The sequence below is a fragment of the Desulfoluna sp. genome (genome assembly GCF_030145185.1).
Taxonomy (GTDB): domain Bacteria; phylum Desulfobacterota; class Desulfobacteria; order Desulfobacterales; family Desulfolunaceae; genus Desulfoluna.
Genome location: NZ_JAQYWB010000021.1, coordinates 23333 through 48563 on the forward strand (window position 1 = coordinate 23333; position 25231 = coordinate 48563).

Consider the following 25231-nt stretch of genomic DNA (forward strand, 5'->3'; position numbering starts at 1 on the left):
TCTCCTAGAACCTATGTTGTTAAAGGCGCGGCCGGGGTGGCCGTGCCGTTTCCTTTATTTCGGGGGTTCCCCGGACTTCTTCGGGAAGCCGATGCCGTGCATGTAAAGATCCACCAGGGGGTCGGCCATGGAGGCCAGGTCGTAGCGTCCTCCGGCGAGCACCCAGGTGTTGATCACCTCTTCCACGGCCCCTAAGATGAAGCGTTTCACCAGGCCAATGTAGAGGTCTTTGCGCATACAACCCTCTTCCTGGCCCTTCTCCACGATCTCTCCCACCAGGTTGCGGTACTGCTTGGAAATCTGGTTGATCTGGTCGGTGAGGGCGTCGGATTTTCGGACCTGGCGGGATTCGGATTGGAAGACCACGGCCAGGCCTTTATCGGCTTGAAAGGCGGTCAATTGATTTCGGATCAGGCTGCGAAGCTTCTCTTCGGAGTGGTCGCAATGGGCCACCGCGTCATAAAACTGATCAAAGATCTGTTTGGCACGAAAGGAGAAGATTTGGAGCAGGATGTCCTCTTTGTTTTTGAAGTAGAGGTAGATGGTGCCGTCGGCGACACCGGCTTCCCGGGCGATCTGTGCCACGGTGGTCTGGTGGTATCCCTGCTTGGCAAAGACGGTGATGGCCGCCTCAATAATAAGATGATATTTGTCTGATTTCATACGGTTCCGGTCGATACACCTGGGATTTAAAGGGGACGGGTGGGCCCCGGTTGATAATGAATGAATACCCATTCAATACTATGAGAATTTGAATATTTTTGTCAAGTTAATTTCTTAAAGATAAGGTGTGTCCGTTGTTATATCAGAGTGATAGAGGACGTGAGTATTTATGCTTGCGGCACGAATATTGCTTTTGACACCCGGTCCGGAAAGGGAACCTTTTGCTGGGTCGCCGGGGGTGGAGAGGTCCTTCGAGAATGGATGGGGCACAGGCAGGGGCACCGGCGAACCGGATCCGGGTTCTGGAAAAACGACGGGAAGGAAGGTATACTCGAAAAAAACCTCACGGTGAGGCCATCATCAACCCACGGAGACACAGGATGAAACAGTTTGCGGTGATCGGTATTGGAAGCTACGGCTGGTATCTGGCCTGCCACTTGTATGAGAAGGGGCACGAGGTGCTGGCCATTGATGCGGATGCGGGCCTGATCCAGAAGATCAAGGGGCGGGTGAGCCGTGCCCTGGTCGCCGATACCACCGATCCAGACGCCATCTCCGGTCTGGCGCTGGCCGAGATGGACCGGGTGGTGGTCTGCATCGGGTCGATTTTAAGCAACTCTATTCTGACTGTTTTAAACCTCCAGGAGCTGGGGGTCACCTCCCTCATGGCCAAGTCCATCAGTGAACCCCACGCCCGGATCCTTCATAAGATCGGGGTGGAGGAGGTCTTTTTCCCCGAAAAGGACCGGGCGATCTCCATGGCGGAGAAACTTCATACCCCGGACATGCTGGATTACCTGCCCTTTATCGAGGGGTATGGCATCGTTCAGATGACGGTTCCCTCCACCTTTATTGGCAAGCGACTCAAGGAGCTGAACCTCATCAACCGTTTCGGGGTCCAGATCGTGGCCATCAAGGCGTTCGTTCCAGAGAAGATGCACATGATCCCCACCGCGGACTTTTGCCTTAAGGAGAGCGATATGATGGTGCTTCTGGGGCCGGACAAGAGCATTGATAAGATTCGGAAGGTCTCGTGAGGGGAGGCGGCGTTGATGCGCCGCCTGGCCCGGAAGGCTGCGGATTTCCCGTCTTGTTTTATTGCTATTTCAGGTAGATATGGTAAAATTAACCCTTGGTTTGATCGCGGGTTCTTTCTGACCGACCCCTCCCCCTGTTTTTTTCTCTGCCCTATTTATTGGGCCCCTCCCCTTTGATCTGTTGCCCTTCGATGGGATCCGCCTTTTTGGGTCGACGTTGGCCCCACCCCTTACCGTTGGGAGGTTGATCATGACAGAGGTTCCCCGAGTGTCTCCGGCAGAAACGCGCGGCAAGCTGATCCAGAAAAAAGCGATGCTGGTCTGCGCCTATGCATCGGATGACCAATTCAAGCAGATGCAGCTGGATGGGGCCATCCCCCTCTCCCGCTTTGAAGCGCGCCTGCCCATGCTGCCCCGAACCCAGGAGATTATCTTTTACTGCGCCTGAGGGAAGGAGCACAGCGCCGCAGGTCTTGCGGCCAAATTGATTGAAGGGGGGTTTCCCAACGCCAAAGCCCTGAAAGGAGGGGTGGCCGGGTGGAAAGAGGCCGGGTTTTCCGTGGCCTCACCCTGAGAGCGGCAAAGAAAAAAAGTATGCCTTCTATGGTTAAGGTATGGGGCAAAACGCGTCTCCGGCGGCAAGGTGTGCCACCTTGAAAGCAGCTTGCGGATGTGCTTTGCCCCTCATTCCTCGGGTCAAATCACATCCGCCTTTAAAATAAAATTCATTCAAGAAGAATTTTTTAAGACCTGTTTGTTAAACTTTTCAAAAGTTTAGCCCCCGGCAGGGCCGCCGGAGGCATGTTATCGTTCGACAAGTTTCAGGCTGCGCCAGGGGCCGCGGACGTAGCGCAGGACCGTGGCGATGCAGAGGCCGGCGATGTAGACGGTGGGGCAGCACCAGGCGAGGGTGAGGCCCCAGCCCAGGAAGAGGACCCCGACACCGGCGGGCAGGATCATGAGGAAAAGGGCGCAGGCCAGGGTGATCCACATGATGTAGCGGGTGTCTCCGGCGCCCGCCAGGGCCCCTGAGTGGATAAATCCCACGGTATCGAACAACAGATAAACCACCACGAACCGGAGGCAGATGACTCCGGCGTCCCGGACGGGGGCAAAATCGGCGGGGGTTCCGGCGCCGGGGGCAAAGAGGTTGATCAGGGGCTCAGGGACAAAAAGAAAGAGAGCCCCCAGGGGGAGCACGTAGGCCAGGGCGAGGTGGAGAGAGGCGCCGGTGGCAGATTCGGCCTGGGGGATCTCTCCGGCCCCTAAGTGGTTGCCCACGAGGACGCTGGCGCCGCTTGCGAAGGCGTGCAGGGGCATGAACGCCAGGGAGTTGATGGAGAGGGCGATGTTGGTGGCGGCCAGGGCGGTCTGGCCCAGGCGGCCCACAAGGAAGATAAAGAAGGTAAAGGCAAAGATATCGAGAAAGAGGTGCAGGCCGCCGGGCAGGCCGTATTGGAGAAGCTTTTTAAAGAGCTCCGGGACCGGTTCCCAGTGGGTGAGGCCGATCGAGTCGCGGTCTTCCCGGGTGATGAGGAGCCGGGCAAAGAGGACAAAGATCAGGGCAGAGGAAGCCACCGTGGCCAGGCCGGCCCCGAAGATGCCCAGCTCGGGGAAAGGGCCGATGCCGTTGATCAGGCAATAGTCCAGAGGGATGTTGACGCCCATGCCGACGAGGTTGACGAGCATCACGGGCCGGGTGCGGCCCATGCCGGAGAAGTAGCCGGAGAGGGCGGTGCTTGCCAGGCTGAAGAAGGCGCCCAGGCAGAGGGTTCGAAAATAGATGCGTTCAAAGGCGGCGATGGTCTCCCCGTGGCCCGCCAGCTCGAAGAGGGGGGTGGCGCAGAGGGCGAAGGCGGCCATGAAGAGGGTGCCGACAAGGGCGAGCCAGAGACCTTGCCAGAGGCAGCTTCCGATGCGCTCGGTCATCTTGGCCCCCCGGTACTGGGAGATGAAGACGCTGACGTAGCCCACGGTCCCCAGAAAGAGGGAGAGGGGGAGAAAGTAGGCGATGCCCGCCGGTGTGGCAGCGGCGACTTCTGCCACCGAGTGGTTCGAAACGAAGATGCGGTCGGTGAACTCCATGACGGTGGTGGAGGCCATACCGGCCACCAGGGGCAGGCTGATGGTGAGGACGCGACGGTAATCGTCGCCGTGGGCCGATGGCCCTTTAAACCAGAGTTTCACAAGACCTCGATCTGCGATGCGGCGGCAAGGTGAGCCACCGTCAATGCGGGTGGCCGCCGCACCTTAACCCTCGTGTCTCGGGTCAAAGCGCGGCGGCATTTTTATGAAAGGTGTGCCGTAACCGTTCATGATCAATCATGACGAAAAAGCGTTGGCGGCCCTGCCGCCGGAGGCTTTTTTTTATCGGAGAATACCCGACTCCACCCGGTTGACATTGTCGGTGCCGGTGAGCACCATGGCTTGAATCAATTGGGTTTTGAGGGTCTCGATGGTGGTCTCCACCCCTTGCTGCAGGCCGCCGACCGCGGCGATGGCGAAGGGTCGGCCGATCATGACCCCATGGGCGCCCAGGGCGAGCATTTTCAGGATGTCCCCCCCGCTGCGGATGCCGCCATCCACCAGGATGGTCATCTCTCCGCCCACGGCCTCAGCGATCTCGGGAAGCACCTCGGCGGTGCCCGGTGTGGAGTCCAGCACCCTGCCGCCGTGGTTGGAGACCACGATGGCGTCTGCCCCGGCTTCCTTGGCACAGAGGGCATCATGGACCGTCATCACCCCTTTGAGGATGAACTTCATGGGGGTGCTTTTGACCACCTTGGCGATGTCCTTAACGGTCATGGGGGTAACGGGGCGTCCCATCTTGGCCAGGGTGACCAGGCCGGCGGCGTCGATGTCCACGCCAAAGACGGAGGCACCTGTGGCTTCGGCTTTCTCCAATTTTTCGTAGAACTCTTTCTCTTCCCAGGGCTTGATAAAGGGGATGCCGTGTCCGCCGGCTTTTTTAATGGCGGAATACCCGGAGGCGTGAATGACTTCCGGCACGCCGTCTCCGGTGCAGCCGATGAGTCCTTTGTTTTGGCACCCGCTGACGATGGCGTCGATGTACGCCTCTTCGGAGACATCGCCCCCGCCCATATTGAAAGAGACCCCGCCGATGGGGGCAGCCATGAGCGGCATGGAGAGGGAGAGGCCAAGAAGCTCGGTTTCGGTGACGGGGGCTTTCACTCCGTGGACCAGTTTCATGTTAAATCGTACCGAATCCAGGGCCTCCATATTGGCGTGAAAGGCCGAACCGGTTCCGAGGCCTCCCATGCCCGGCACTTCACCGGCACAGGCTTTGCCGTTGCATACGGGGCAGACCCGGCAGTATCCCTTCATTTTTTCTCTGGCTGATTTCCTGATCTCTTGCATAGCTACTCCCTTGATGAAAAAGATGGTCGTGTCGTCCCTGGCAGTGCCTTGAAAACGCCTTTTGGGCGAGGTCACACAAGGGGGACCGCCCTTTGTATCCCTGGCTTCTCAGGCCCGGGCTGGGCTTTTCTTTTCTACACCTTTTGGCTTGGAATGACAACGGGATGGGCTGAGATGTCTGGAAGGGGGCCGGGCGCCTCCGGCCCCCCTCCAGCCCTCAGTGTGCTGCTGCTCAAGGAATAAAAAGGGTGGGTCGGGTCGTGATCAGAGCGATGGCCCCTTGGGGGCAGGCGGACGCGAAGAGTCCGCAGTGGATGCAGAGTTCGGGATTGACTTGGGCCGACGGGGGGCCTGTAAGCAAAAATTTGTCGGTGAGTTGCTGATAGGAGATGTCGGTGGTCATGGGGTGCTCCGTGTCATCGTCGAAGGGGGATGGCCTCGAAGGAAACTTATATCGCTGATACCGTCAATGAACATTGTTATACCAAGGGTTTCAAAAAAGCAACCCCGATTCATCCGGTGACGTAACAACACAGGAGAAATCGGGGTGTGTGCGATGTCTATGAGGGTGCCTGTCAGGCGTTGTGGGCCTTTGTCCTCTCTTTGAGCCAGGCCACCCAGGCATCGATCCCTTCGCCGGTGCGGCAGGAGATGTCAAAGAGGGTGCAGGAGGGGTTGACCTTTTTCACCCCCTCTTCAAAGCGGGCACGGTCGAAGTCGAAGTGTTCACAGGTGTCGATCTTGTTGATGAGAACCACCTCGCAGACGGAGAACATCAAGGGGTATTTCAGGGGCTTGTCGTCTCCTTCGGGGACCGACAGGATCATGGCGTTGAGGGCCGAGCCTGTGTCGAACTCCGCCGGGCAGACGAGGTTGCCGACGTTTTCCAGGAGGATGAGGTCAAAGTCCTGGGATCCGATGGCGTCCAGGCCGTCGCCTACCATGCTGGCGTCGAGATGGCAGAACCCTCCGGTGCGCATTTGAATGGCGGTGATGCCGGTGGCGGCCACTTTTTCGGCGTCCACCATGGAGTCGATGTCCGCCTCCAGAACGCCGATGTTAAAGGCCTCCTTCAGGCGAGCGGTGGTTTGAATGACGGTGCTGGTCTTTCCTGCGCCGGGCGATGCCATGAGGTTGACCAGGAAGGTTTTCTCCTCTTTCAGGCGAGCCCGAAGCGCCGCGGCGACCTTCTCGTTATCGTCGAGGATGTTCTCTTTGACTTCGATGAGCCTGACGTTGTCGCTCATAGTGTCTCCTTTTTGATTTTCAGCATTTCGGGTGCTTACAGTGCCACCATATTTTTTACATAATACTCTTTGCCGGAGAGAATTTTCCCCCCCTTGCCCTTGCAGTGGGGGCAGATGCCGAAGGCTTCGGTGTGGGGCTCCGTGGTAAACTCCCGGTCGCACCCGGCGCAACGCATCACCACATCCCCCCACTCGATCTCAAGTTTGGCTCCGTCGGCCACGGTGCCCTGGGTGAGGTAGTCGAAGTAATGCTGCATCCATTTTTCTTCCAGGTCGCTGAGTTTTCCCACCCGAAGCTGGATGGCCGCCACCTTGGTGACCCGGTTCATGGCCGCATGTTTCATCACCACCCGTAAGATGCCGTTCATCACTGGCAGTTCGTGCATAGGGTGCTCCTGTTTTTTATTCCCAGGTGACCTTGGGGGTGTTGCGGGGAGGCATGCGGGGGTAGGCGAATTTCGGGTGTCCCACCATCATGGCGCCGTAGTTGCCGGTTTTCTCGTCCAGGTTCAGGGCCTTCTGCAAGGGGGGCCAGAAGATGGCCGCAGCGTTGAAGAACCCGTTCCAGCAGCCCCCGAGCCCCAGGGAGGGGAGCATGAGTTCGAGGTAGCTCATCCCAATGGTGCAGGCGGCCTGTCCCATGGGGTTTCGTTTGTCGGCGTGGACGAGGATCAGGTGGGGGGCGTTGCGGTTGATGGTGTCCATGCCGAAATCCCACCCGGCCACCACGAGGTCGAGGTGGAGTTTTTTGGCGGTCTCGGGCTGCTCTTTGATCATCCAGCGCATCCAGTCGATGACGTGGCCGCAGAGCTCTTTGACCTTGTCGGTGTCGTAGATGACCTGCCAGCGTACGGGCTGAATGTTATGGCCGGAGGGGGCATGACTCGCCACCCGGATCGCCTCTTCGAGGAGGGCCTTGTCCACCGGGGCTTTTTTGTAGTTTCGTATGGAGCGGCGGCTTCTTAAAAACTGTTCGGCCTGGGCCGGGGAGAGGCTCAGCTCTTTTTTCACCTCCAGGCAGTCTGAAGGGGCCAGGGAGGCCAGGGTGAGGGCGCCCGTGGGGCAAACCGAGACGCAGTGGCCACAGTGGATGCACATCTTCTCCGCCCCGCGGGCCGGGGTGGGGGTGCCCTCTGTCATCTGAACGATCATCATGGGGCACTCCGCTGCGCAGAGGCCGTCTCCGTTACATAACGCCTGATCCACCGTAAACAATGCCATGCTCTCTCTCCTTATCTTTTGTTTTTGCTTGCCGGCGGCCAGGGCTGCCACCTTGAAAGCGGGGTTGCGAATGCGATTCGAGGGCCGTTTCTCTGGGCTAAAATGTGTCCGCATTCGCGTAGCGTGCGGCGGGATGCGGTGAGCGTCACAAGCGCATGGGTGTGGTCGCTTTGGGCCCAATTTAGTTTGTGTACGTGGTAATAAAAAGCATATCCCATGGCGTTGAGCAACCTTTTTCATGAGATAGAACAGAGCATCATGGGGGCTGATCACGGATTGAGGGGGACAGTTAAGTGCCGTAATTGGTTTGCAGACAAACGATTTTCTGATGGGCTTCGGCGGTCATAAAAAAAGGGCCGGAGGGAGTGCCTCCAGCCCTTGAGGCTTCAAAAAGAGCGAGAGGCCCCTACTTCATGGCGACCATCTTTTGCACGGCGGAGAGAGCCGGGAGACGGATCTCTTCCGGGACCTTCACCTCGCCGGAGAGGTTTGTCAGGCAGGTGACGATATCGTCTAAGCGGATGCGTTTCATGTCTGTGCAGCACATCTCCAGGGAGGCCGGAATAAATGTTTTTTCCGGGTTCTGCTGGGAGAGGGGGTAGAGGATGCCCACCTCGGTGCCCACGATGAAGGTGTCCGCAGAAGACTCTTGGGCGTAGCCTAGCATCCCGGAGGTGGAGGTCACCACGTCTGCCACCGCCAGCACTTCCGGGGAGCATTCGGGGTGGGCCATGAAGATGGCCCCGGGGTACTTGGCCTTGACGGCCAGGGCGGTCTGGGCGGTGAGGGTGTTGTGAAAGGGGCAGTAGCCTTCCCAGAGGTGAACGGTCTTGTCGGTTTTTGAGGCGGCGTATTGGGCGAGGTTGCGGTCCGGGGTCATGAGCACCTCCTTTTCGCTTAAGCTGCGGACTACCTTGATCACGTTGGCGCTGGTGCAGCAGACATCGGAGAGGGCCTTCACCGCGGCGGAGGAGTTGACGTAGGTCACCACCGGCACTCCGGGAAGCTCTGCCTTGCGGGCGGCCAGGCTCAAGGGGGTGACCATGTCGGCCATGGGACATCCGGCCGAGGTCACGGGAAGGAGGACGGTCTTCTCCGGGGAGAGAATGGAGGCGGTCTCAGCCATGAAGTGAACCCCGCAAAAGACGATCACCTCGGCTTCGGTGGCTGCGGCTTTGATGCTGAGTTCCAGGGAGTCGCCACAGAGGTCGGCCACATCCTGAACTTCCGGCAGTACGTAGTTGTGGGCCAGGAGGATGGCCTTTCTCTCTTTTAATAAGGTTCGGATCTTCGCTTTGGTTGCTTCCATGGACAGACTCCTTGCGTTGGGCTCGGCAGGCCAGCCCCTCTCTGGGTGTTTGATGATGGGGAGAGGGGGGCCGGATCTGGGTTTAGTCTCGGGGTCTCACTACTCAAGGGGGGAGACCACCGCCCCCTCGGGGATTTGAAAGATGAAACGGGTCAGGGCCGGCTTCTTCCGTACAAATTTGCTGAAGGAGAGGGTGGTCTCCTCGCCGGTTTTTGAGGTGGAGGCTACCCGGAGGATGTCAAAGCTGGCCGGATCGACGGAGAGAACCACCTGAGCCAGGGCATCTTCGGGGTTTTTTGGGGTGAGGACGAGGCGGTAGGTGCCATGGATCGATTCTGGAGCACCGGGGTTGAATCGTTCGGTCACGGTGGTGATATCCGCCAGAAATCGGGCGCCTCCTCCGCTGCCGAAGAAATCCGTGGCCGACCCGGTCCACACCTGGCCGTCGTCAAGGCTGTGGATCCAAAGGGTCTCTCCGTCGGTGACGTAATGGAGACGGTCCGGGGTTTCATATTCCCAGCGGATGCGGTCGGGCTTCCGGAACCAGACCTTGCCTTCGGCGGTTTCGACAATGCCGATGGCCTGTAAGGGGGATTCCTGGTAGAAACGGGCGGAAAATCCGTCGGCACCTGCGCGGGTCTCGATCTTTTTCAGCAGGGAGGCGGCATCGGGGAGGGGGGCTTCGGCCCGGAGCGAGGGCGCCCAGGCGAGGATAACCAGCAAAAAGAGCAGAAAAGGCGTTCGCCTCGGGTGGATAGGCTTCACAACACCCTCCATTAGGTTGGGGTAAGGGGTTTCAGATACAGGCCATCCCTTACCCAATTTTTTCAACCATAGCAAGGCCTTTTGGTGCCTTGCAATCTGTGGTTTGAACTCCGTTCAGGGGTGTGCTATCACATGTAAGGAACGCTGACCGCAGCGATATGCCGATGCCACGCCCCATCCGTTTACCCTATAAATTATGGAACGACCCTCTCATGATAGGTTTTTTTAACGTTTCAGATCTCGATACCGTCATGGCCCTGGTTGAGACCTTTCCCGTGACCGGGGTGGAGTCGGTGCCCCTGGCCTCTGCCCTGCATCGCACCCTCGCCGAGGCGATCTCATCGGATATTGATATCCCCGGTTTTGATCGGGCCACCATGGATGGGTATGCCGTTCGTGGGGCCGACACCTTTGGTGCCTCGGACGGGGCACCGGCCTGGCTCTCCCTTGCGGGGACCGTGGGGATGGGGGAGCAGCCTGTCTTTGCCCTCTCCCAGGGAGAGGCCGCAGCGATTTCCACCGGCGGGATGCTCCCCGAAGGCGCCGATGCCGTGGTGATGGTTGAGCACACCGATCGGGTGGATACGGAGACCATCGAGGTGTATCGCAGCGTGGCCCCCGGTCACCATGTGATCACCCGGGGCGAAGATTTTCAGCAGGGGCGGGTGATTTTGACCCCGGGCACTCCCTTGGGCCCCGCTGAAATCGGGCTGCTGGCCGCCGCGGGCTGCCCGACGGTGAGCGTGTATCGAAGGCCCCGGGTGGGGATTATCTCCACCGGTGACGAGGTGGTTTCGGTCACCGAGACCCCCCACATGGCCGAAATTCGTGATATCAACACCCACACCCTCTCGGCCATGGTGACCGAAGCGGGGGGGGAGCCTTTTGCCCTGGGCATCGCCCGGGATGGCGAGGGGGATCTGGAGCCTCTCCTGGCCGAAGCCCTGGTCACCTGTGACACGGTTTTGATCTCCGGGGGCAGCTCCGTGGGCATGAGGGACCGCACCCTGACGGTTATGCAGGGGGTTGCTGGCAGCGAGGTGCTGGTGCACGGCATCGCCATCAGCCCGGGAAAACCCACGATCCTTGCCCGTATCGGCGACAAATCGGTGTGGGGATTGCCCGGCCACGTGGCCTCGGCCATGGTGGTGTTTGAGGTGGTGGTCCGACCCTTCCTGCGGGCCGCGGCTGGCTCTGCGGCCATGGCCAGGCCCCGGGTGCCAGCGCGTCTTTCCCGCAATATCGCCTCGGCCCAGGGGCGGACGGATTTTGTCCGGGTTCGCCTGGTCGCAGAGGAAAAGGGGTATCGGGCCGAGCCGCTGCCCGGCAAATCCGGGCTCATCCACACCATGGTCCATGCCGATGGATTGCTCCGCATCGAAAAAGACACCGAGGGACTTTACCGTGACAGTGATGTGACGGTTCGTCTGCTTCCGTAAGACAACGCATGAAAGAGAGGGAACACCCCGATGGCCAGAAACGTCTACCTTGATATGATCTCCCTGGAAGAGGCCAAACAACGACTTGAAACCCGCTTTGGAGCCCGAAGGGTTCCGCAGACCCGGGTGGCTTCCGCCCAGTCCTCAGGCCGGGTCCTGGCCGAGCCGGTGTTTGCCCGAACCTCCTCACCGGGATATCACGCCGCCGCCATGGACGGGATCGCCGTGCTGGCGGAGACCACCTACGGGGCCTCGGAAGGGCGTCCGAAAACCCTGATTCTGGGAGAGACGGCCTTTCCGGTCAACACCGGGCACCGCCTGCCTGACGGGTGCGATGCGGTGATCATGATCGAGGCGGTGCATGAGGTCTCCGAGACCGAGCGGGAGATTGAAAGCCCCGCCTTTCCTTTTCAGCATGTTCGGAAAATGGGAGAGGACATCGTGGCCACGGAGCTGCTTTTCCCCACCGGGTATCGCCTGACCCCTTATTGTGTGGGCGCCCTGATCACCGCCGGTATTTTTGAAGTGGTCGTGCTCGGGCTCCCCCGGGTGCTGATTCTTCCCACCGGCTCCGAGCTGGTGGCGCTGACAGAGGAGGGCATGCCCCAGCCCGAGCCAGGGCGAATTTTTGAGTCCAACTCCCACATGCTGGCCGCTATGGTGGAGCGGGACGGCGGCATCGCCGTGAGGCATCCCATCTTGAAAGACGACCCCGAGGCGATTAAGGCGCGTGTCCGGCAGGCGGCGACCGAAGGGTTTGACCTCCTTCTGATCATCGGGGGCTCCTCGGCCGGGACCGAGGATTACGCCCGGCAGGTGGTCAGCGAGTGCGGCACCCTTCTTTTTCACGGGGTGACCATCATGCCGGGCAAGCCGGTACTGGCCGGGGAGGTCGACACCATGCCGGTGTTCGGTATGCCCGGGTATCCGGTGTCGACCATCGTCGCCTTTGAACAGTGCCTCTCCCCTTTGCTCGCCTCGTTGGCCGGGCGTCCTCAGGAACCCAAGGCCACCCTGGCCGTCACCCCCTCACGAAAGGTCGCCTCCAAGCTCGGGGTAGAGGAGTTTCTGCGGGTGAAGTTGGGGCGGGTGGGGGCGACAACCATCGCCACGCCCATCGCCGGGGGGGCCGGGACCCTGACCAGCATCACGGAAGCCGACGGCATGGTTCGCATCCCCGCCCACGTAGAGGGGCTTGCCGCCGGGGTGGAGGTCGCCTGCGAATTGCTTGGCCCCGCCTCTGACGTGGACCGGACCCTGGTTGTCGTGGGCAGCCATGACAACACCCTGGATGTGATCGCCGATGAGATCCGGCGGACAGGGGGGGGCGTCCGCCTCTCCTCAAGCCATGTGGGCAGCATGGGAGGGATCATGGCGCTCAAGCGCCGGGTCTGCCATCTGGCGGGGATCCATCTGCTGGATCCTTCGGACGGCAGTTACAATCGCTCCTATGTGAAAAAATACCTCCCGGGCCGTGCCCTGACCCTGGTGAATCTTGTCACCCGGCAGCAGGGGCTCATGGTCGCCAAGGGCAACCCCAAGGGGATCACCGGTATCGAAGATCTGACCCGGCAGGGGGTTCGTTTCATTAACCGTCAGGCCGGCTCCGGCACACGCATTCTTCTGGACTACAGACTTAAGGCGTTGGGAATGGACGATAAACTGATTGACGGGTACACCCGGGATGAGTATACACACATGTCAGTGGCCGTGGCCGTCCTCTCCGGAACCGCCGATGCCGGCCTTGGTATTTACGCCGCCGCCCGGGCCCTGGACCTTGATTTTATTCCTGTGGTCACCGAACAGTATGAATTATTGATTGATAATGACTACATAAAGAGCCCGATGGTGGACGCACTCTTCACCACCCTTCGCGCTCAGCATTTTAAAGAGCGTGTTCTGGCCCTGGGAGGGTACAGCACCGAGATGACCGGAGAGGTTGTCGCGACCTTTTAATGTCTCTGGACGAGACGGCTGTCGCAGGATGTTGTGTCCGCGCGATCGGTTTTTTACGGCAGCCGTCGGGGTGTCGGGAACTTCATAGAAAAAGGCAGGATTTTGGGACTTCTTCACTCTCTTTTCTTAGGCTTTATTCAAGGTCTCACCGAATTTTTACCCGTCAGCAGCTCTGGACATCTTGTTCTTTTTCAGCGTTTTTTCGGCCTTCACGAACCGGAACTCTTCTTTGATATCTGCCTGCACGTGGGCACCCTGGGGGCCGTCTGCCTTTTTTTTCGTCGAGATATCGCGGGCCTGGTCAAGGCGACCCTGGCCTGGATCGCCTGTCGCGGCCAGGTGGCCTCGATGTCTCCGGCGCAGCGGGAGGATTTGATCCTGGTGGGACTGATTCTGGCAGGGAGTGTGCCCACGGCCATTCTCGGGTTGGTGATCAAAGAGTTTTCCCAGATGATTTTTGCTTCCCTGGCCCTGGTGGGGGTGATGCTTTGCCTCACCGCCGGGTTGCTTGCGGCCACCGCCCTGATTCCCCAGGGACGGGATCAGAAGCTCACCCTGCCAAAAGCTCTTCTTATAGGGCTGATTCAGGGCGTGGCGGTCCTGCCGGGGCTCTCCCGGTCCGGGTCCACCATCGTCCTGGCCCTCTTTCTGGGGGTGAGCCGGGAGCGGGCCGCACGGTTCTCTTTTCTTCTCTCCATTCCCGCCATTGTCGGAGCGAGCCTTCTGTCGCTGCTGGACATCTCGGCGGTTTCAGGGCCAGGCTGGGGGGTGATCGCTGCCGGAACGGCTGTTTCAGCGGTCACAGGGTATCTGGCCCTGCGTTTACTTGTCTATATCGTGGGGCAGGGCAAACTGCATTTTTTTGCCCCCTATTGCCTTATCGTGGGTCTTATAGCCCTGGCGGTCGGATGGTGATCCGGTACGCGCATCGATGTGATTTCAATCAACGTCTTTTTTTATTTGAGGAGTGAGCATGAACCCAACCATTTTCAGAGAATACGATATTCGCGGTGTGGCTGGCGTGGATTTTACCGAAGAGGACGCCTGTCTGATCGGCAAGGCGGTGGGGACGTATCTTAAAGGCAAGGGGAAATCTCACATCGCCGTGGGCAAGGATTGCCGGATCACCTCCGATCTCTACGCCGAGCATCTCATCGCCGGCCTCCTCTCCACCGGCTGTGACGTCACCGAGCTGGGGGACTGCGCCACGCCCCTCCTGTACTTCTCGATCCAGCACCTTTCGCTGGGGGGCGGGGTCATGGTCACGGCCAGCCACAACCCGCCGGAGTACAACGGGTTTAAGCTCTGTTGCGGGTCCGATTCCATTCATGGGCAGGGGATCTTGGCCCTTCGAGATCTCATTGATTCCGGGGACTTTGCGCAAGGGCAAGGGCGTCGAACCGCCACCGATATCCTCACCCCCTATCTGGCTTATCTGAGAGAGAACATCACCTTGTCTCGTCCTCTGAGGGTGGGGATTGATGCGGGCAACGGCTCTGCCGGACCCATTGCCCTGCCCCTGCTGGCCCAGTTTGACCTGGAGGTCCACCCCCTCTACTGCGAGATGGATGGCAGCTTCCCCAACCATGAGGCCGATCCCACCGTGCTCTCCAACATGGCCGACCTCGTGGCCCTGGTGAAGGAGAAAAAGCTGGATCTGGGCATTGGTTACGATGGCGACGGCGATCGCATCGGGGTGGTGGATGAAACGGGGGCCATTATCTACGGGGATCAGCTGATGGTGCTGTTTGCCCGCGAAATATTGAGCCGTAAACCCGGGGCCACCTTTATCTCCGAAGTCAAATGCTCCCAGGTGATGTACGATGACATCCGGGCCCGGGGTGGCAACGCCATCATGTGGAAGACCGGTCATTCTCTCATCAAGGAGAAGATGAAGGAGACAAAGGCGGACCTGGCCGGTGAGATGAGCGGGCATATTTTCTTCGCCGATCGCTATCTGGGGTACGATGATGCCCTTTATGCCACCTTGCGTCTTCTTGAGATTGTGGCCGACGAAGGCAAGCCTGTCTCCTCTCTTCTTTCGGATCTTCCGAAGACCTTTACGACCCCGGAGATTCGGGTCACCTGCCCGGACACGGTAAAGTTTGCCATCGCCGGCAAATTGAAAGATCGTTTTGCCGCCACCCACACCGTGATCGATGTGGACGGGGCCCGGGTTCTCTTTGATGATGGGTGGGGGCTGGTGAGGGCTTCTAATACCCAGCCCGCCCTGGTCCTGAGGTTTGAAGCCTTAAGTGAAGCGCGCCTGGCCGAGATCCGGGGCGAGATCGAAGGGGTGCTGGAGGAGATTATCGCAGCCGTCTGATCGCCTTGTCCCTCACCTGCCTGAAGGTGGGTGGGGCTCCGGCGATATGCATTTCTTATGAGGATCCCATGCCTTATCCGAGGCATGAGATCCTTCCTTTCCTCTCTTTTCGCGAAACAATAATACCTATTTCGTCAATCGTTTAAAACCACAACATTTGACAAAAACTCACGATCTCGTCCCAAGATGCTGTGGGTTTTTATCGCCCATTGCTATCTGCTGTTGATTTTGTGAGATTTTTTGCTTGATTAATTTCGTTAACCCATGCTAAAGACACAATAAAGTAACGTAAAGAGGAATACCCGGACTCGCAATAAAAAAAATAACGTCATCTATCTGATTCTTTTCAAGGGAGATATCCCTTTTTTGACCCCCTTGCTTGACCCGATCATGCGACTTCGGAGCGAAATTTCACGATACCCGGCCATCAGCCCACTTCTGGTCATCGCAGTTTGCTGTTCGCCCAGCGCCTCTTTTCACAATATATTCCATCAACCACACCCAACTACCGACACCGCATACACATTCCCCTCGCTGATTTGATGACGGACTGCTTCATGCACGAGTTCCTTAAACGCTTCGGCAAGCGGGATAGATAGCAAAAGCGTCTTTTGGGGTTCTGGCCAAAGGCGTCGTGCGTCAAACCATAATAAGGAGGAAGGTGTTTTGGCAGAAGGAACAGTAAAATGGTTCAGCGACAAGAAGGGGTATGGATTCATTGAACGGGATGATGGATCCGATGTATTTGTTCACCACAGCTCCATTGATATGCCGGGTTTTCGAACCCTGTCGGAGGGGGAAAAGGTCTCCTTTGAACTTGAAGAGAGCGACAGAGGGTGTGCCGCAAAGAGCGTCATGCGCCTGTAGCACTTGACAGCATAGGGACATGAAATTCCGAAAAGGGGTCTGCACCGCGTTTGAGAGTGGTGGTGCAGGCCCCTTTTTTTTCGTGGGCTCGGCCTGGGGGCGTCAACGCTTGAAGGCTCTCTCCAGGCTGCCCGTGCTCCATCGGATCCAGGTGGGGCGACCATGGGGGCAGAAGGAAGGGTCGTCACAGGCATCCATCTGTGTGAGCAGGTGGGTGATCTCTTTGGGGGAGAGGGCCTGACCCGCGCGGATGGCCCCATGGCAGGCCATGAGGATGAGGCAGGCGTCCAGGCTTTGCTCCAGGGTGTCTGTTTTCCCCATGCGGACCCTTTGTTCCGCGATTTCACTGATCAACCCGGCCATGCTGTCGGTGGATAGAATCGAGGGCACAGATTTCACCACAAAGGTGGTGCCGCCAAAGGGCTCCACCTCCAGGCCGAAGTCCACGAGTTTGTCCAGGATACCTTCCAGGGCGTCGGTTTCCCGGTAGCCCAGTTCCACGGTCTCGGGAACGAGGAGCCGCTGGGAGTGAAGGGTGCCCCCGCGTTTCAGCTGTTCAAAAACCACCCGTTCATGGGCGGCGTGTTGGTCGATGACGATGAGTCCGTCACCGGCATCGCAGAGGATGTAGGTGTTGGCGTGTTGTCCGATGACGCGCAGATGGGCGAATTGCCCCGGGGGTTGGAAGGCGTCGGTGGAAAGGGGGGCGGCCTCCGGGGCCTTTTCATCCTCTGCGGTCAAGGGGCGTTCGGTCTCACCCGCCTCAGAGAGGCTCGGCGTGTCGGTCTCCTGCCAGGGCTGCAGGGGAAGGGGGGCAAAGGAGGTTTCGGGTTCCCCCGTCATCTCGGGGCCTTCATCAAACAGGGCCGTGGGTTCCGCCACGCGGCCCGCGAGTCCTTCCCGAGGCATCGGCATCGGGGAGAAGGACGGGGTGGCCGCGGTGAGGGGGCGTCCGCCTCCAAAACGGCGGGAGGCTTTCTCCGCAGACTCCAGGGCGAGGCGGACCCCCTCCTGCACGGCACTGCCTACGGACGAGGCGTCTCGGAAGCGGACTTCATTTTTGGCCGGATGGACGTTGACATCCACCCAGTCGAAGGGAAGGGTGAGGGTGAGGACGGCCATGGGGAAGCGTCCCTTCATCAGCCGGGGTCGGTACCCAGAGAGGAGGGTATTCAGGATCACCCGGTCTTTGACGGGGCGGCCGTTGACGAAGAGAAAAATTTTCTGGGTGGTGCTTCGGGTGATCTCAGGGGCGGTAATAAAACCGCTCACGGTGAGGTCTCCCCGGGAGATCGAGACGGGGGCGAGATGGCCTCGGACCTCTCGCCCGAGCACCTCCTCCACCCGCTGGCGGAGGTCGGTGGTCGCCGGCCAGCTTTTGACGACCTTGCCGTTGTGGGTGAGGCGGAAACGCACCTGGGGCCAGGCCAGGGCAATGGCGGAGACCGTGTCGGCGATGTGTCCCATCTCCGTGCCTTCCCCTTTTAAAAATTTGCGTCGGGCCGGGGTGTTGAAGAAGAGGTGAGCCACGGAGATGAGGGTCCCTCTGGGCGCTCCCGTTTCCGAGACCTGGGTGACCTTGCCTCCGGCCATTTCCAGGGTGCAGCCGATGTCCATATCCTCGGCGCGGGAGATGAGGGTGAACTTGGAGACCGAGGCAATGCTGGGCAGGGCCTCGCCCCGGAATCCCAGGGTTTGAATGTTGAAGAGGTCTTCATCGGTGTGGATTTTGCTCGTGGCGTACCGTTCAATGGCGAGCATGGCGTCGTCGGGGACCATGCCGCAGCCGTCATCGGCCACGCGGATGAGGCGGCGTCCCCCTTTTTCTATATCGATGGTGATGGAGCGGCTTTTCGCGTCCAGCGCGTTTTCTACCAGCTCCTTGACCACCGAGGCGGGACGTTCCACCACCTCGCCGGCGGCAATTTTGTTGGAGAGGATATCGGGGAGTATGCGAACCTTGGTCATGGATGTCTCCGGAAAGGAAAGGGGCTTCGCCCTCAACGGGGCGGGCCTTGGGCCCGTGCAAAACAGATCAGGCAGCCCCAAGGGAGGCGCCCGGGGGTTACTGCGGGTTCTCTTTTTCTCCTTCAAGGAGCCGAAGCAGGGCATCGGACTCCTTTGGAGAGAGGTTGAACTGCATGCCGGCGTGATCCACCAGGGTGAGGAGTTTTTTTTCCGGATGGTCCCTGCGTGCTTCCGTCACCCAGCAGAGGGCGTTTTTCAGACGGTCTCCCATAGATACAACGGTCATACTCACCTCCCAAGGGGGAAAGGGCCGGAGTCCGATGCGGCGTGCCGCAGGGGGCTCCGGCCAAAGTGGGGTCAAAGGGGCGGGCGTTGCCCCTGAAATCCGGCGGTCCGTTCAAAGTGCCAGGCCGCTTTTAAGAGGGTGGCCTCGTCAAAGTGGCGTCCGAGAAGCTGAAGCCCCACGGGCAGTCCCTGGCGGGTCAAGCCGCAGGGCACGCTCATGCCCGGGATGCCGGCGAGGTTGGCCGAGAGGGTGAAGAGGTCGGAGAGATACATCTTCAAGGGATCGTCGGCGCTCTCTCCCTTTTTACCCGCCGGGGACGGGGCCACCGGAGAGATGATGAAATCGCAGGATTGAAACGCCGTTTTAAAGTCTTCGACGATGAGGGTCCGCACCTGGGAGGCCTTTTTGTAGTAGGCGTCGTAGTAGCCGGAGGAGAGGGCGTAGGTGCCGATGATGATCCGGCGTTTGACCTCGTCTCCAAAGCCTTCGGACCGGGTGTTTTTGTAGAGAGAGAGGAGGCCGTCACCCCCGCGCTGGCTCATGCCGTAGCGGACCCCATCGTAGCGGGCGAGGTTGGAGCTCGCCTCGGAGGGGGCGATGACGTAGTAGGCGGCCACGGCGTATTCGGTGTGGGGCAGGGAGACGGACACACAGCGGGCTCCCAGGGACTCCAGGGTGGCTTTGGCCTGGGTGACGGCGGCCATCACCTCCGGGTCGACCCCGTCGGCTTGCCAGTACTCCACCGGAAGCCCCACGGTCATGCCGGCGAGCCCCTTGCCCTCCTCGTCTTTCATGAGACGACGGTAGTCGGGTACCTCTTTGGGCACAGAGGTGGAATCTCTGGGGTCATACCCGCTGATGGTCTCCATGAGCAGGGCGCTGTCTTCCACGCTCTTGGTCATGGGACCGATCTGGTCCAGGGAGGAGGCAAAGGCCACGAGACCGTATCGGGAGACCCGGCCATAGGTGGGCTTCATGCCGACGATGCCGCAGTGGGAGGCGGGCTGGCGGATGGAGCCGCCGGTGTCGCTGCCGAGGGCGGCCAGGCAGAGGTCGGCGGCCACGGCCGCGGCAGAGCCTCCGCTGGATCCACCGGGGACGCGGCTGAGGTCCCAGGGGTTCTGGGTGGTCTGAAGGGCCGAGTGCTCGGTGGTGGACCCCATGGCGAATTCATCCATGTTGAGCTTGCCGGGGAAGACCGCGCCGGCCTCCCTCAGCTGAGTGACCACCGTGGCGTCGTAGGGGGGGACAAAGTGTTCCAGCATTTTGGAGGCACAGGTGGTTTTGAGCCCCTGGGTGCAGAGCAGGTCTTTGAGGCCTACGGGGAGCCCGGTCAGGGTGCTTGCCTCCCCCTTGGCGAGGCGGGCGTCAGCGGCATCCGCTGCGGCCAGGGCCCCTGTTTGGTCCACGGTGATGTACGCGCCCACCTTGGGATCCACCTCATCAATCCGGGCCAGCACCGCTTCGGTGAGTTCCCGGGAACTGATTTTCTTATCACGAAGAAGCCCGTGGGCTTCGGTCAGGGTCATTGTGTGCAGTGACATCGCCTCTCCTTTCATCTACCCCACCACCTTGGGGACCACAAACATGTTCTCTTCTTCATCTGGCGCGTTGGCCAGGGTCTTTTCCGCGCCGAGGTGGGGGTGCACCACATCTTCCCTTAAGGCATTGGTGAGGTCGATGGCGTGGGTGGTGGGTTCCACCCCGTCGGTGTCGACTTTTTCCAGGGTATCCACATAGGAGAGGATGTCGCCAATCTGCGCGGCCAGCTTCTCCACCTCCACGTCGTCCACATTCAGCCGTGCCAGGTTGGCCACGTAGAGGATCTCTTCTTTCGTGATCTTCATATCGCATTCCTTTGTCCATCGCCTGGGGGGGACCCCCAAGATGGCCTTGTCATATCGGTGATGCCGTGAGGTTCCGTCAGAGTTTCACGACATAGGCTTTGCTTTTCAATCGGGCAAGGCGCGAGAGCGCTTTGGCGGCGTCGGCGTGCTTTGCAAAGTGTCCCACACGCACCCGGTACCAGGTCTGGCCCTTGCTGTTGGTCGCCGCCATGAAGTAGGCGGGGAAGCCTTGGTTGCGAAGGGCTTTGGCCTCGGCGTCGGCCGACTCTTCCTGGATGTGGGCCGCCACCTGGATGGTAAACCCCTCGGAAGGCGGGGTGATGGGGGGCGACACAGGCGCAGGGCGCTCGGTTCGGGCGACCACGGGAGCCGGGGAGGGCGAGGCCGAGGTCGCCTCGGGCTGTGCGGCTTGTCCCGGGGGGATCACCGGTTTTTGGGTCTTGGTCATCCGACTCGATTTGGTAATGGCCTCCTCGCTTTGCTTAACCTCCTTATAAAAAGAAAGTTCCACCGAAGGGGGGGGCGTTTTGGAATCGGGGCTTTTCTTATCAAGGCCCGGTACGGTCTGTTTGTCTGGCATCACGGCGAGTTCACGCTGCACGTCGGTGGGGATAAGATTCACCTCAATGCTGCCGCGGCCCACCAGAACCCCTAAAAAAAACAACCAGCCGAACAGGAGAAAAAGAGCCGTGCTCCAACCGAGGGTCTCCCGGCTGCTCCGGGTAATGAAAGGGGTCGGGGCCTTGGGGTTTGTCTTCGCAGCGTTTGCCATGAGTCCCTCAGGGGGTTGGCTCAAAGGCCCGGAATCTTCCGGGCCCTTGAAGTCGGTTTACATTTTTTCCGGAGCCGACACGCCCAGAAGGGCCAGGCCTGTTTTGATCACCTGTCGCACGGAGGCAACCAGTCGCAATCGGGCCGCCGAGAGGTGGGTATCCTCGGTGAGCACCTTGTGTTTGTTGTAGTAGCTGTGGAAGGCCGAAGCCAGATCCATCAGGTAGTATGAGATCCGGTGGGGCTCTAAGAGTCGGGCCGCCGTGTCCACCACGTCGGGAAAGCGAAGCATCGCTTTCATGAGGGTGATCTCTTCGGGTTCAGAGAGGAGCTCGGTGGGAACAGCCGAGACGGTTAAATTTCTCTCTGTTTTCGCTTTTTCCAGGATGCTGGTGATGCGGGCATGGACATACTGCACATAGAAGACCGGGTTGTCGTTGCTCTTCTTTTTGGCCAGGTCCAGGTCAAAGTCCAAGGGGCTGTCGTAGTGCCTGGAGAGAAAGATGAATCGGGCGGCATCGGCCCCCACTTCATCCACCACGTCTTTCAGGGTGACGAACTCGCCGGAGCGGGTGCTCATGGCCACCGGTTCTCCGCCCCGAAGCAGGTTGACCAGCTGGACGAGGATGACGTCAAAGTCCTCCGGGTTGTGCCCGGTGGCTTCGATGGAGGCGTTGATCCGGGGGATGTATCCGTGGTGATCGGCTCCCCAGACATCGATGAGACGCTGGTATCCCCGTTCAAATTTGTTCATGTGGTAGGCGATGTCGGAGGCGAAGTAGGTGGTCTGTCCATTGCTTCTCACCACCACCCGGTCTTTTTCGTCGTCGTAATCGGTGGCTTTAAACCAGAGGGCGCCCTCTTTTTCAAAGACAGTGCCTTTGGCTTTGAGCTCGTCAATGGTCTCCATCACACGGCCTTCGTCATAGAGGCTCTGCTCGCTGAACCAGTTGTCGAAGGGGACGCCGAAGGCCTCCAGGTCGTTTTTGATGCCGGACAGGATCTCGTCGGCGGCGATGCGGGCGCAGATCTGCACAGCCTCGTCCTGCTCCATGGCCAGCAGAGACTCCCCTTTGTCAGCTTGGACCTCTCGGGCCATCTCGATGATGTAGTCGCCCTGGTAGCAGTCTCCGGGGAACTCCACGGTTTGGCCGCAGAGCGCTTTGTAGCGAAGGAAGAGGGAGAGGCCCAGGGTTCGGATTTGGCGACCGGAGTCGTTGATATAGTACTCTTTGTCCACCTCAAATCCGGCAAAGTTCAGGATTCGGGCTGTGCTGTCGCCCACGGCGGCCCCACGTCCATGGCCCACATGCAGGGGGCCTGTGGGGTTGGCGCTGACAAATTCTACCTGAACTTTTTTGCCTGCCCCCAGCTGAGAGGCGCCGTAGGCCTCACCTCCGGCTTCCACGCGTGATATCGCCGTGAGCCAGGTGCTTTTTTTCAGAAAAAGGTTGATAAACCCGGGGCCGGCAATCTCCAGCCGTTCCACCAGGCCCTCGACGGGGATCTCGGCGACAATGGCTTCGGCGATCTTTCGGGGCGCCATCTTCTGGGCCTTGGCCATCACCATGGCGATGTTGGTGGCATAGTCCCCCTGGCTCTCTACCTTAGGCTCTTCCACGGTGACGGGGGGGAAGGTATCGGAGGGGAGGGCCCCTTTTTCATACGCCGCGAGGGCGGCGTTTTCGATCAATGCTTTGATTGTCTGCTTCATCTGATCTGCTTCACTTTAAGGTTCATGACGGTCTGGTACAGTCACTACGGTTCGGTCCAATCCCACGCAGACATGCGAAAAAACGCTTTTTTGGCACGCCTGTGCATCCAGGGTCGCCATGGGTGGGGGGGACTGCAAGGGCAGCCTTCACAAGCCGAAACGGAATCCGGCGCCGATAGGGTGCCGGCAAGGGGCCTTGTTTCGGTCGGGCGCGTTCGCCAGGCCAAAAGCCCCATTTTAAAAGAACATTATGTAATAAATAGTTTTGCCTCGCAAGTCAAGGCGCGGGGGTGTTTACACCTCCAGCCATAAAAAAAAGGCCGGGGGTTGTCCGACCCAGGGCGATTGCGCTGCATCACGGCGGTGAGAGTGCTTCCCACGCCCCGGGGTACATGGCAGGGCAACATCCCCCCCCCCTCCCCTGAGGGACAGGGGCAAAGGGGCGGTCTCCCAATGGGGTGCGCCCCTTTTTTTACATCATGTCTCTCGCGGATCAGGCCTTGGCGTCGGGGGCGGCGGTCTTGCTGTCACCCGCGTCATCGGCCTCCGTGTCATCGTCATCCAGAAGCTTGTCGATCTCCACCTGCTCTTTTTCATCGGTGGCCAGCGCTTCCTGGGCTTCTTCTCTGTGGCTCGCCAGGGAATCGTTGTCGGAGAAAATGATCTTGAGAGAGTTTTTGGGGTCATCGCCGAACATGGAACGGAGCCCCTCGGCCAGGACTCCTGCGGGGAATTCAGGGGGGAAGAAGTTGTTGTTGCGGAACAGGGCAATCAGGGCCTCGTTGCCTGCGGAGAGGGCTGCTTCTATGGCTTCCAGCTCAAAGCAGGCGTTGTGGAGGACACTGTATTTGCCCACATCGGTTTCCGCCATCTCTTTTAAGGTGAGGGTGCCTGCGTCAAGGTCTTTGTCAATGATGTACTTTTGCTCCATGATTTATCTCCGAATGATTGTTCCGCCCGGCTTTGGGATGCGGAAGGTACAGATTTTTTGGGGATCGACGTGGCCTGCCAACCCGTGAGCAGACCACAGAAAAAACGCCGGGCTTTCGCCCGCAGGGGTCTCCCCTGCGCACCGCCACGGCGATCTGGGAATCCAAAAGGCCGCTTGCCTGTTTGGATTTTATCAATTCATTATAATAAGCGAAAATCCTCCGATGTCAACACAGAGAAGGGATCATACGTGGGCGGCTCTTTTCCGTCTTGTTTTCAGACTTCATAAAATTAGGCCAACAAACCTGTTGACCTTGGCCAATTCAAATGGTAATTAGTCCGAGTAAATTTGAGTGGAGGAGTGGCCGAGTGGTCGAAGGCGGCGGTCTTGAAAACCGTTGAGCGCAAGTTCCGTGGGTTCGAATCCTACCTCCTCCGCCAAACGAAGCTCCGGAGAAATGGCCGAGTGGCTGAAGGCGCGCCCCTGCTAAGGGTGTATGGGTTAACGCCCATCGAGAGTTCGAATCTCTCTTTCTCCGCCAATTTGTTTTTAAGAGCCCCAACTTTGTTGGGGCTTTTTTGTTTTTACGGGGCTCCATTTCGCTGCTCGTCTACCGCCTGGTACACCTTTGGGTACAAAAAACGGCGGATTGGGTCCTCCGTGGACTGGCGGTCCCAGCGCATCCGCGACCAACGGACAAGGACATCTGCAGGACATTGAGTGAATCCATTGTGGGTCAGGGTGATTTTCGGCGTAACAAAAGCCCCCTCCCGATCAAGACGCCTGCTGAGCCTCGTACTCCGTATCAGGCACGAGCCCCTCTCCATCGCCCCGTGTTACCTCATTTACCAGCGCATCACACCGCTCGTTTTCCGGGTGCCCCGCATGGCCTTTCACCCACCTGAACGCCACGTGGCCACCCTCTGTCAGCTCAAGCAGCCGAGCCCAGAGGTCGGTGTTAAGAGCCGGTTTCCCGTCTGATTTCAGCCAACCACGATTTTTCCAACCCTTTGCCCAGCCCTTTGAGATGCCGTTCACCACGTAACTTGAATCTGTCGTGACCACGATGGGCCTGTCCGGTGGCGTGGGGTTGAGAACATCCGTCAGCCCCATGATGCAGCCCAACAGTTCCATGCGATTGTTCGTGGTATGCTGGAAGCCCCCTTTCAGTTCCCTTCGCCTCTCTCCATCGATGATGACCACCCCGTAGGCCCCCACACCCGGATTGCCAAGTGCCCCGCCGTCTGAGTAGATCCGCAGCGCGTCATCGGAGATGGGGGAGGCGGTTTGGGGTGTTGCCGATGTCGTCTTACTCTTTGCCTTCCCAGCCCCATACGAGGGGCTCAGTATCCACTGTTCCGCCTCTGATCGGGTCTTGAACCCCTTGTAGACGGCCCCTTGAAAGCCGCTCACCTGGGCTTGAGCCTCAGGCCAGTGGGTGTAGATGCCGGGCTTCCGGCCCTTTGCCACCGCATAAAACTTTTGACTTGCCACTCTGAAGCGTCC

At 59.4% G+C, this 25231-nt stretch carries 24 protein-coding genes and 2 tRNA genes; 9 read left to right on the plus strand and 17 right to left on the minus strand.

Annotated elements, in window-relative coordinates; translation table 11 throughout:
• Positions 1 to 54: 54 nt before the first annotated feature.
• Positions 55 to 663: a TetR/AcrR family transcriptional regulator gene (locus Q1Q75_RS08680; RefSeq protein WP_300669362.1), complete on the minus strand. Its 609-nt coding sequence runs from the start codon at positions 661 to 663 to the stop codon at positions 55 to 57.
• Between the two features lie 380 nt (positions 664 to 1043).
• On the opposite strand from Q1Q75_RS08680, the gene Q1Q75_RS08685 reads away from it, so the two are divergent.
• Complete coding sequence (locus Q1Q75_RS08685) at positions 1044 to 1700, plus strand: TrkA family potassium uptake protein (protein ID WP_300669365.1); 657 nt, start codon at positions 1044 to 1046, stop codon at positions 1698 to 1700.
• A gap of 250 nt (positions 1701 to 1950) precedes the next feature.
• Entirely contained in the window at positions 1951 to 2148 is a 198-nt protein-coding gene (locus Q1Q75_RS08690) for a hypothetical protein (RefSeq protein WP_300669367.1), read from the plus strand.
• Between the two features lie 356 nt (positions 2149 to 2504).
• Here the strand turns inward: Q1Q75_RS08690 and Q1Q75_RS08695 are convergent, their stop codons facing one another.
• The 8 genes from Q1Q75_RS08695 to Q1Q75_RS08730 form a co-directional block, all read right to left on the minus strand.
• A complete protein-coding gene (locus Q1Q75_RS08695) occupies positions 2505 to 3887 on the minus strand; it encodes an MATE family efflux transporter (RefSeq protein WP_300669369.1) in 1383 nt (460 codons plus the stop codon).
• A gap of 180 nt (positions 3888 to 4067) precedes the next feature.
• On the minus strand, positions 4068 to 5078 hold the full coding sequence (locus Q1Q75_RS08700; RefSeq protein ID WP_300669373.1) for an alpha-hydroxy-acid oxidizing protein: 1011 nt from the start codon (positions 5076 to 5078) through the stop codon (positions 4068 to 4070).
• A gap of 232 nt (positions 5079 to 5310) precedes the next feature.
• On the minus strand, positions 5311 to 5481 hold the full coding sequence (locus Q1Q75_RS08705; protein ID WP_300669376.1) for a 4Fe-4S binding protein: 171 nt from the start codon (positions 5479 to 5481) through the stop codon (positions 5311 to 5313).
• Positions 5482 to 5653: 172 nt separating this feature from the next.
• Complete coding sequence (hypB, locus tag Q1Q75_RS08710; RefSeq protein WP_300669379.1) at positions 5654 to 6325, minus strand: hydrogenase nickel incorporation protein HypB; 672 nt, start codon at positions 6323 to 6325, stop codon at positions 5654 to 5656.
• Positions 6326 to 6360: 35 nt separating this feature from the next.
• The gene (gene hypA / locus Q1Q75_RS08715; RefSeq protein WP_300669381.1) at positions 6361 to 6711 is read right to left on the minus strand and encodes a hydrogenase maturation nickel metallochaperone HypA; all 351 of its coding nucleotides are present in this window, start codon (positions 6709 to 6711) and stop codon (positions 6361 to 6363) included.
• Between the two features lie 16 nt (positions 6712 to 6727).
• On the minus strand, positions 6728 to 7546 hold the full coding sequence (locus tag Q1Q75_RS08720; protein ID WP_300669384.1) for a nitroreductase family protein: 819 nt from the start codon (positions 7544 to 7546) through the stop codon (positions 6728 to 6730).
• Between the two features lie 406 nt (positions 7547 to 7952).
• Positions 7953 to 8855, minus strand: a complete 903-nt coding sequence (gene nadA, locus Q1Q75_RS08725; protein WP_300669387.1) for a quinolinate synthase NadA — start codon at positions 8853 to 8855, stop codon at positions 7953 to 7955.
• A 99-nt stretch (positions 8856 to 8954) separates the two neighbouring features.
• Entirely contained in the window at positions 8955 to 9620 is a 666-nt protein-coding gene (locus Q1Q75_RS08730) for an outer membrane lipoprotein carrier protein LolA (RefSeq protein WP_300669390.1), read from the minus strand.
• A 212-nt stretch (positions 9621 to 9832) separates the two neighbouring features.
• On the opposite strand from Q1Q75_RS08730, the gene glp reads away from it, so the two are divergent.
• From glp to Q1Q75_RS08755, 5 genes are all read left to right on the plus strand, one after another.
• Positions 9833 to 11059 carry a gephyrin-like molybdotransferase Glp gene (glp, locus tag Q1Q75_RS08735; RefSeq protein ID WP_300669393.1) on the plus strand — a complete coding sequence of 409 codons (1227 nt, stop codon included), beginning with the start codon at positions 9833 to 9835 and terminating at the stop codon, positions 11057 to 11059.
• Positions 11060 to 11089: 30 nt separating this feature from the next.
• Positions 11090 to 13015, plus strand: a complete 1926-nt coding sequence (locus Q1Q75_RS08740) for a molybdopterin biosynthesis protein (protein WP_300669395.1) — start codon at positions 11090 to 11092, stop codon at positions 13013 to 13015.
• A gap of 33 nt (positions 13016 to 13048) precedes the next feature.
• On the plus strand, positions 13049 to 13930 hold the full coding sequence (locus tag Q1Q75_RS08745) for an undecaprenyl-diphosphate phosphatase (protein ID WP_300669398.1): 882 nt from the start codon (positions 13049 to 13051) through the stop codon (positions 13928 to 13930).
• A gap of 58 nt (positions 13931 to 13988) precedes the next feature.
• Complete coding sequence (locus tag Q1Q75_RS08750; RefSeq protein ID WP_300669401.1) at positions 13989 to 15341, plus strand: phosphomannomutase/phosphoglucomutase; 1353 nt, start codon at positions 13989 to 13991, stop codon at positions 15339 to 15341.
• A gap of 666 nt (positions 15342 to 16007) precedes the next feature.
• Entirely contained in the window at positions 16008 to 16208 is a 201-nt protein-coding gene (locus tag Q1Q75_RS08755; protein ID WP_236889636.1) for a cold-shock protein, read from the plus strand.
• A gap of 102 nt (positions 16209 to 16310) precedes the next feature.
• On the opposite strand, the gene mutL is transcribed toward Q1Q75_RS08755, so the two are convergent.
• The 7 genes from mutL to Q1Q75_RS08790 form a co-directional block, all read right to left on the minus strand.
• On the minus strand, positions 16311 to 18176 hold the full coding sequence (mutL, locus tag Q1Q75_RS08760) for a DNA mismatch repair endonuclease MutL (protein ID WP_300669407.1): 1866 nt from the start codon (positions 18174 to 18176) through the stop codon (positions 16311 to 16313).
• 97 nt (positions 18177 to 18273) lie between these two features.
• Complete coding sequence (locus Q1Q75_RS08765; protein WP_300669410.1) at positions 18274 to 18462, minus strand: hypothetical protein; 189 nt, start codon at positions 18460 to 18462, stop codon at positions 18274 to 18276.
• A 71-nt stretch (positions 18463 to 18533) separates the two neighbouring features.
• Positions 18534 to 20006 carry an Asp-tRNA(Asn)/Glu-tRNA(Gln) amidotransferase subunit GatA gene (gatA, locus tag Q1Q75_RS08770; RefSeq protein WP_300669413.1) on the minus strand — a complete coding sequence of 491 codons (1473 nt, stop codon included), beginning with the start codon at positions 20004 to 20006 and terminating at the stop codon, positions 18534 to 18536.
• 15 nt (positions 20007 to 20021) lie between these two features.
• Positions 20022 to 20309, minus strand: coding sequence for an Asp-tRNA(Asn)/Glu-tRNA(Gln) amidotransferase subunit GatC (gene gatC, locus Q1Q75_RS08775; protein ID WP_300669416.1), 288 nt, complete (start codon positions 20307 to 20309; stop codon positions 20022 to 20024).
• 76 nt (positions 20310 to 20385) lie between these two features.
• The gene (locus Q1Q75_RS08780; RefSeq protein WP_300669418.1) at positions 20386 to 21081 is read right to left on the minus strand and encodes an SPOR domain-containing protein; all 696 of its coding nucleotides are present in this window, start codon (positions 21079 to 21081) and stop codon (positions 20386 to 20388) included.
• A gap of 57 nt (positions 21082 to 21138) precedes the next feature.
• Positions 21139 to 22794, minus strand: a complete 1656-nt coding sequence (gene argS / locus Q1Q75_RS08785; RefSeq protein WP_300669420.1) for an arginine--tRNA ligase — start codon at positions 22792 to 22794, stop codon at positions 21139 to 21141.
• A 493-nt stretch (positions 22795 to 23287) separates the two neighbouring features.
• Complete coding sequence (locus Q1Q75_RS08790) at positions 23288 to 23725, minus strand: hypothetical protein (protein ID WP_300669423.1); 438 nt, start codon at positions 23723 to 23725, stop codon at positions 23288 to 23290.
• Positions 23726 to 24079: 354 nt separating this feature from the next.
• Between Q1Q75_RS08790 and Q1Q75_RS08795 the strand changes: the two genes are divergently transcribed.
• Positions 24080 to 24165 (plus strand) — tRNA-Ser (locus Q1Q75_RS08795).
• An 11-nt stretch (positions 24166 to 24176) separates the two neighbouring features.
• Positions 24177 to 24266, plus strand: a tRNA-Ser gene (locus tag Q1Q75_RS08800).
• Between the two features lie 233 nt (positions 24267 to 24499).
• On the opposite strand, the gene Q1Q75_RS08805 is transcribed toward Q1Q75_RS08800, so the two are convergent.
• Complete coding sequence (locus Q1Q75_RS08805) at positions 24500 to 25219, minus strand: ribonuclease H family protein (protein ID WP_300669426.1); 720 nt, start codon at positions 25217 to 25219, stop codon at positions 24500 to 24502.
• Between the last annotated feature and the right edge of the window lie 12 nt (positions 25220 to 25231).

What these genes read in the sequence shown, in the direction of transcription:
- Q1Q75_RS08750 (WP_300669401.1), top strand. Translation starts at nt 13,989, where the DNA reads ATGAACCCAACCATTTTCAGAGAATACGATATTCGCGGTGTGGCTGGC.
- hypB (WP_300669379.1), bottom strand. Translation starts at nt 6,325, where the DNA reads ATGAGCGACAACGTCAGGCTCATCGAAGTCAAAGAGAACATCCTCGAC.
- gatC (WP_300669416.1), bottom strand. Translation starts at nt 20,309, where the DNA reads ATGAAGATCACGAAAGAAGAGATCCTCTACGTGGCCAACCTGGCACGG.
- Q1Q75_RS08705 (WP_300669376.1), bottom strand. Translation starts at nt 5,481, where the DNA reads ATGACCACCGACATCTCCTATCAGCAACTCACCGACAAATTTTTGCTT.
- mutL (WP_300669407.1), bottom strand. Translation starts at nt 18,176, where the DNA reads ATGACCAAGGTTCGCATACTCCCCGATATCCTCTCCAACAAAATTGCC.
- Q1Q75_RS08790 (WP_300669423.1), bottom strand. Translation starts at nt 23,725, where the DNA reads ATGGAGCAAAAGTACATCATTGACAAAGACCTTGACGCAGGCACCCTC.
- Q1Q75_RS08700 (WP_300669373.1), bottom strand. Translation starts at nt 5,078, where the DNA reads ATGCAAGAGATCAGGAAATCAGCCAGAGAAAAAATGAAGGGATACTGC.
- Q1Q75_RS08720 (WP_300669384.1), bottom strand. Translation starts at nt 7,546, where the DNA reads ATGGCATTGTTTACGGTGGATCAGGCGTTATGTAACGGAGACGGCCTC.
- Q1Q75_RS08685 (WP_300669365.1), top strand. Translation starts at nt 1,044, where the DNA reads ATGAAACAGTTTGCGGTGATCGGTATTGGAAGCTACGGCTGGTATCTG.
- argS (WP_300669420.1), bottom strand. Translation starts at nt 22,794, where the DNA reads ATGAAGCAGACAATCAAAGCATTGATCGAAAACGCCGCCCTCGCGGCG.
- Q1Q75_RS08690 (WP_300669367.1), top strand. Translation starts at nt 1,951, where the DNA reads ATGACAGAGGTTCCCCGAGTGTCTCCGGCAGAAACGCGCGGCAAGCTG.
- Q1Q75_RS08765 (WP_300669410.1), bottom strand. Translation starts at nt 18,462, where the DNA reads ATGACCGTTGTATCTATGGGAGACCGTCTGAAAAACGCCCTCTGCTGG.
- hypA (WP_300669381.1), bottom strand. Translation starts at nt 6,711, where the DNA reads ATGCACGAACTGCCAGTGATGAACGGCATCTTACGGGTGGTGATGAAA.
- glp (WP_300669393.1), top strand. Translation starts at nt 9,833, where the DNA reads ATGATAGGTTTTTTTAACGTTTCAGATCTCGATACCGTCATGGCCCTG.
- Q1Q75_RS08680 (WP_300669362.1), bottom strand. Translation starts at nt 663, where the DNA reads ATGAAATCAGACAAATATCATCTTATTATTGAGGCGGCCATCACCGTC.
- Q1Q75_RS08740 (WP_300669395.1), top strand. Translation starts at nt 11,090, where the DNA reads ATGGCCAGAAACGTCTACCTTGATATGATCTCCCTGGAAGAGGCCAAA.
- Q1Q75_RS08780 (WP_300669418.1), bottom strand. Translation starts at nt 21,081, where the DNA reads ATGGCAAACGCTGCGAAGACAAACCCCAAGGCCCCGACCCCTTTCATT.
- nadA (WP_300669387.1), bottom strand. Translation starts at nt 8,855, where the DNA reads ATGGAAGCAACCAAAGCGAAGATCCGAACCTTATTAAAAGAGAGAAAG.
- gatA (WP_300669413.1), bottom strand. Translation starts at nt 20,006, where the DNA reads ATGTCACTGCACACAATGACCCTGACCGAAGCCCACGGGCTTCTTCGT.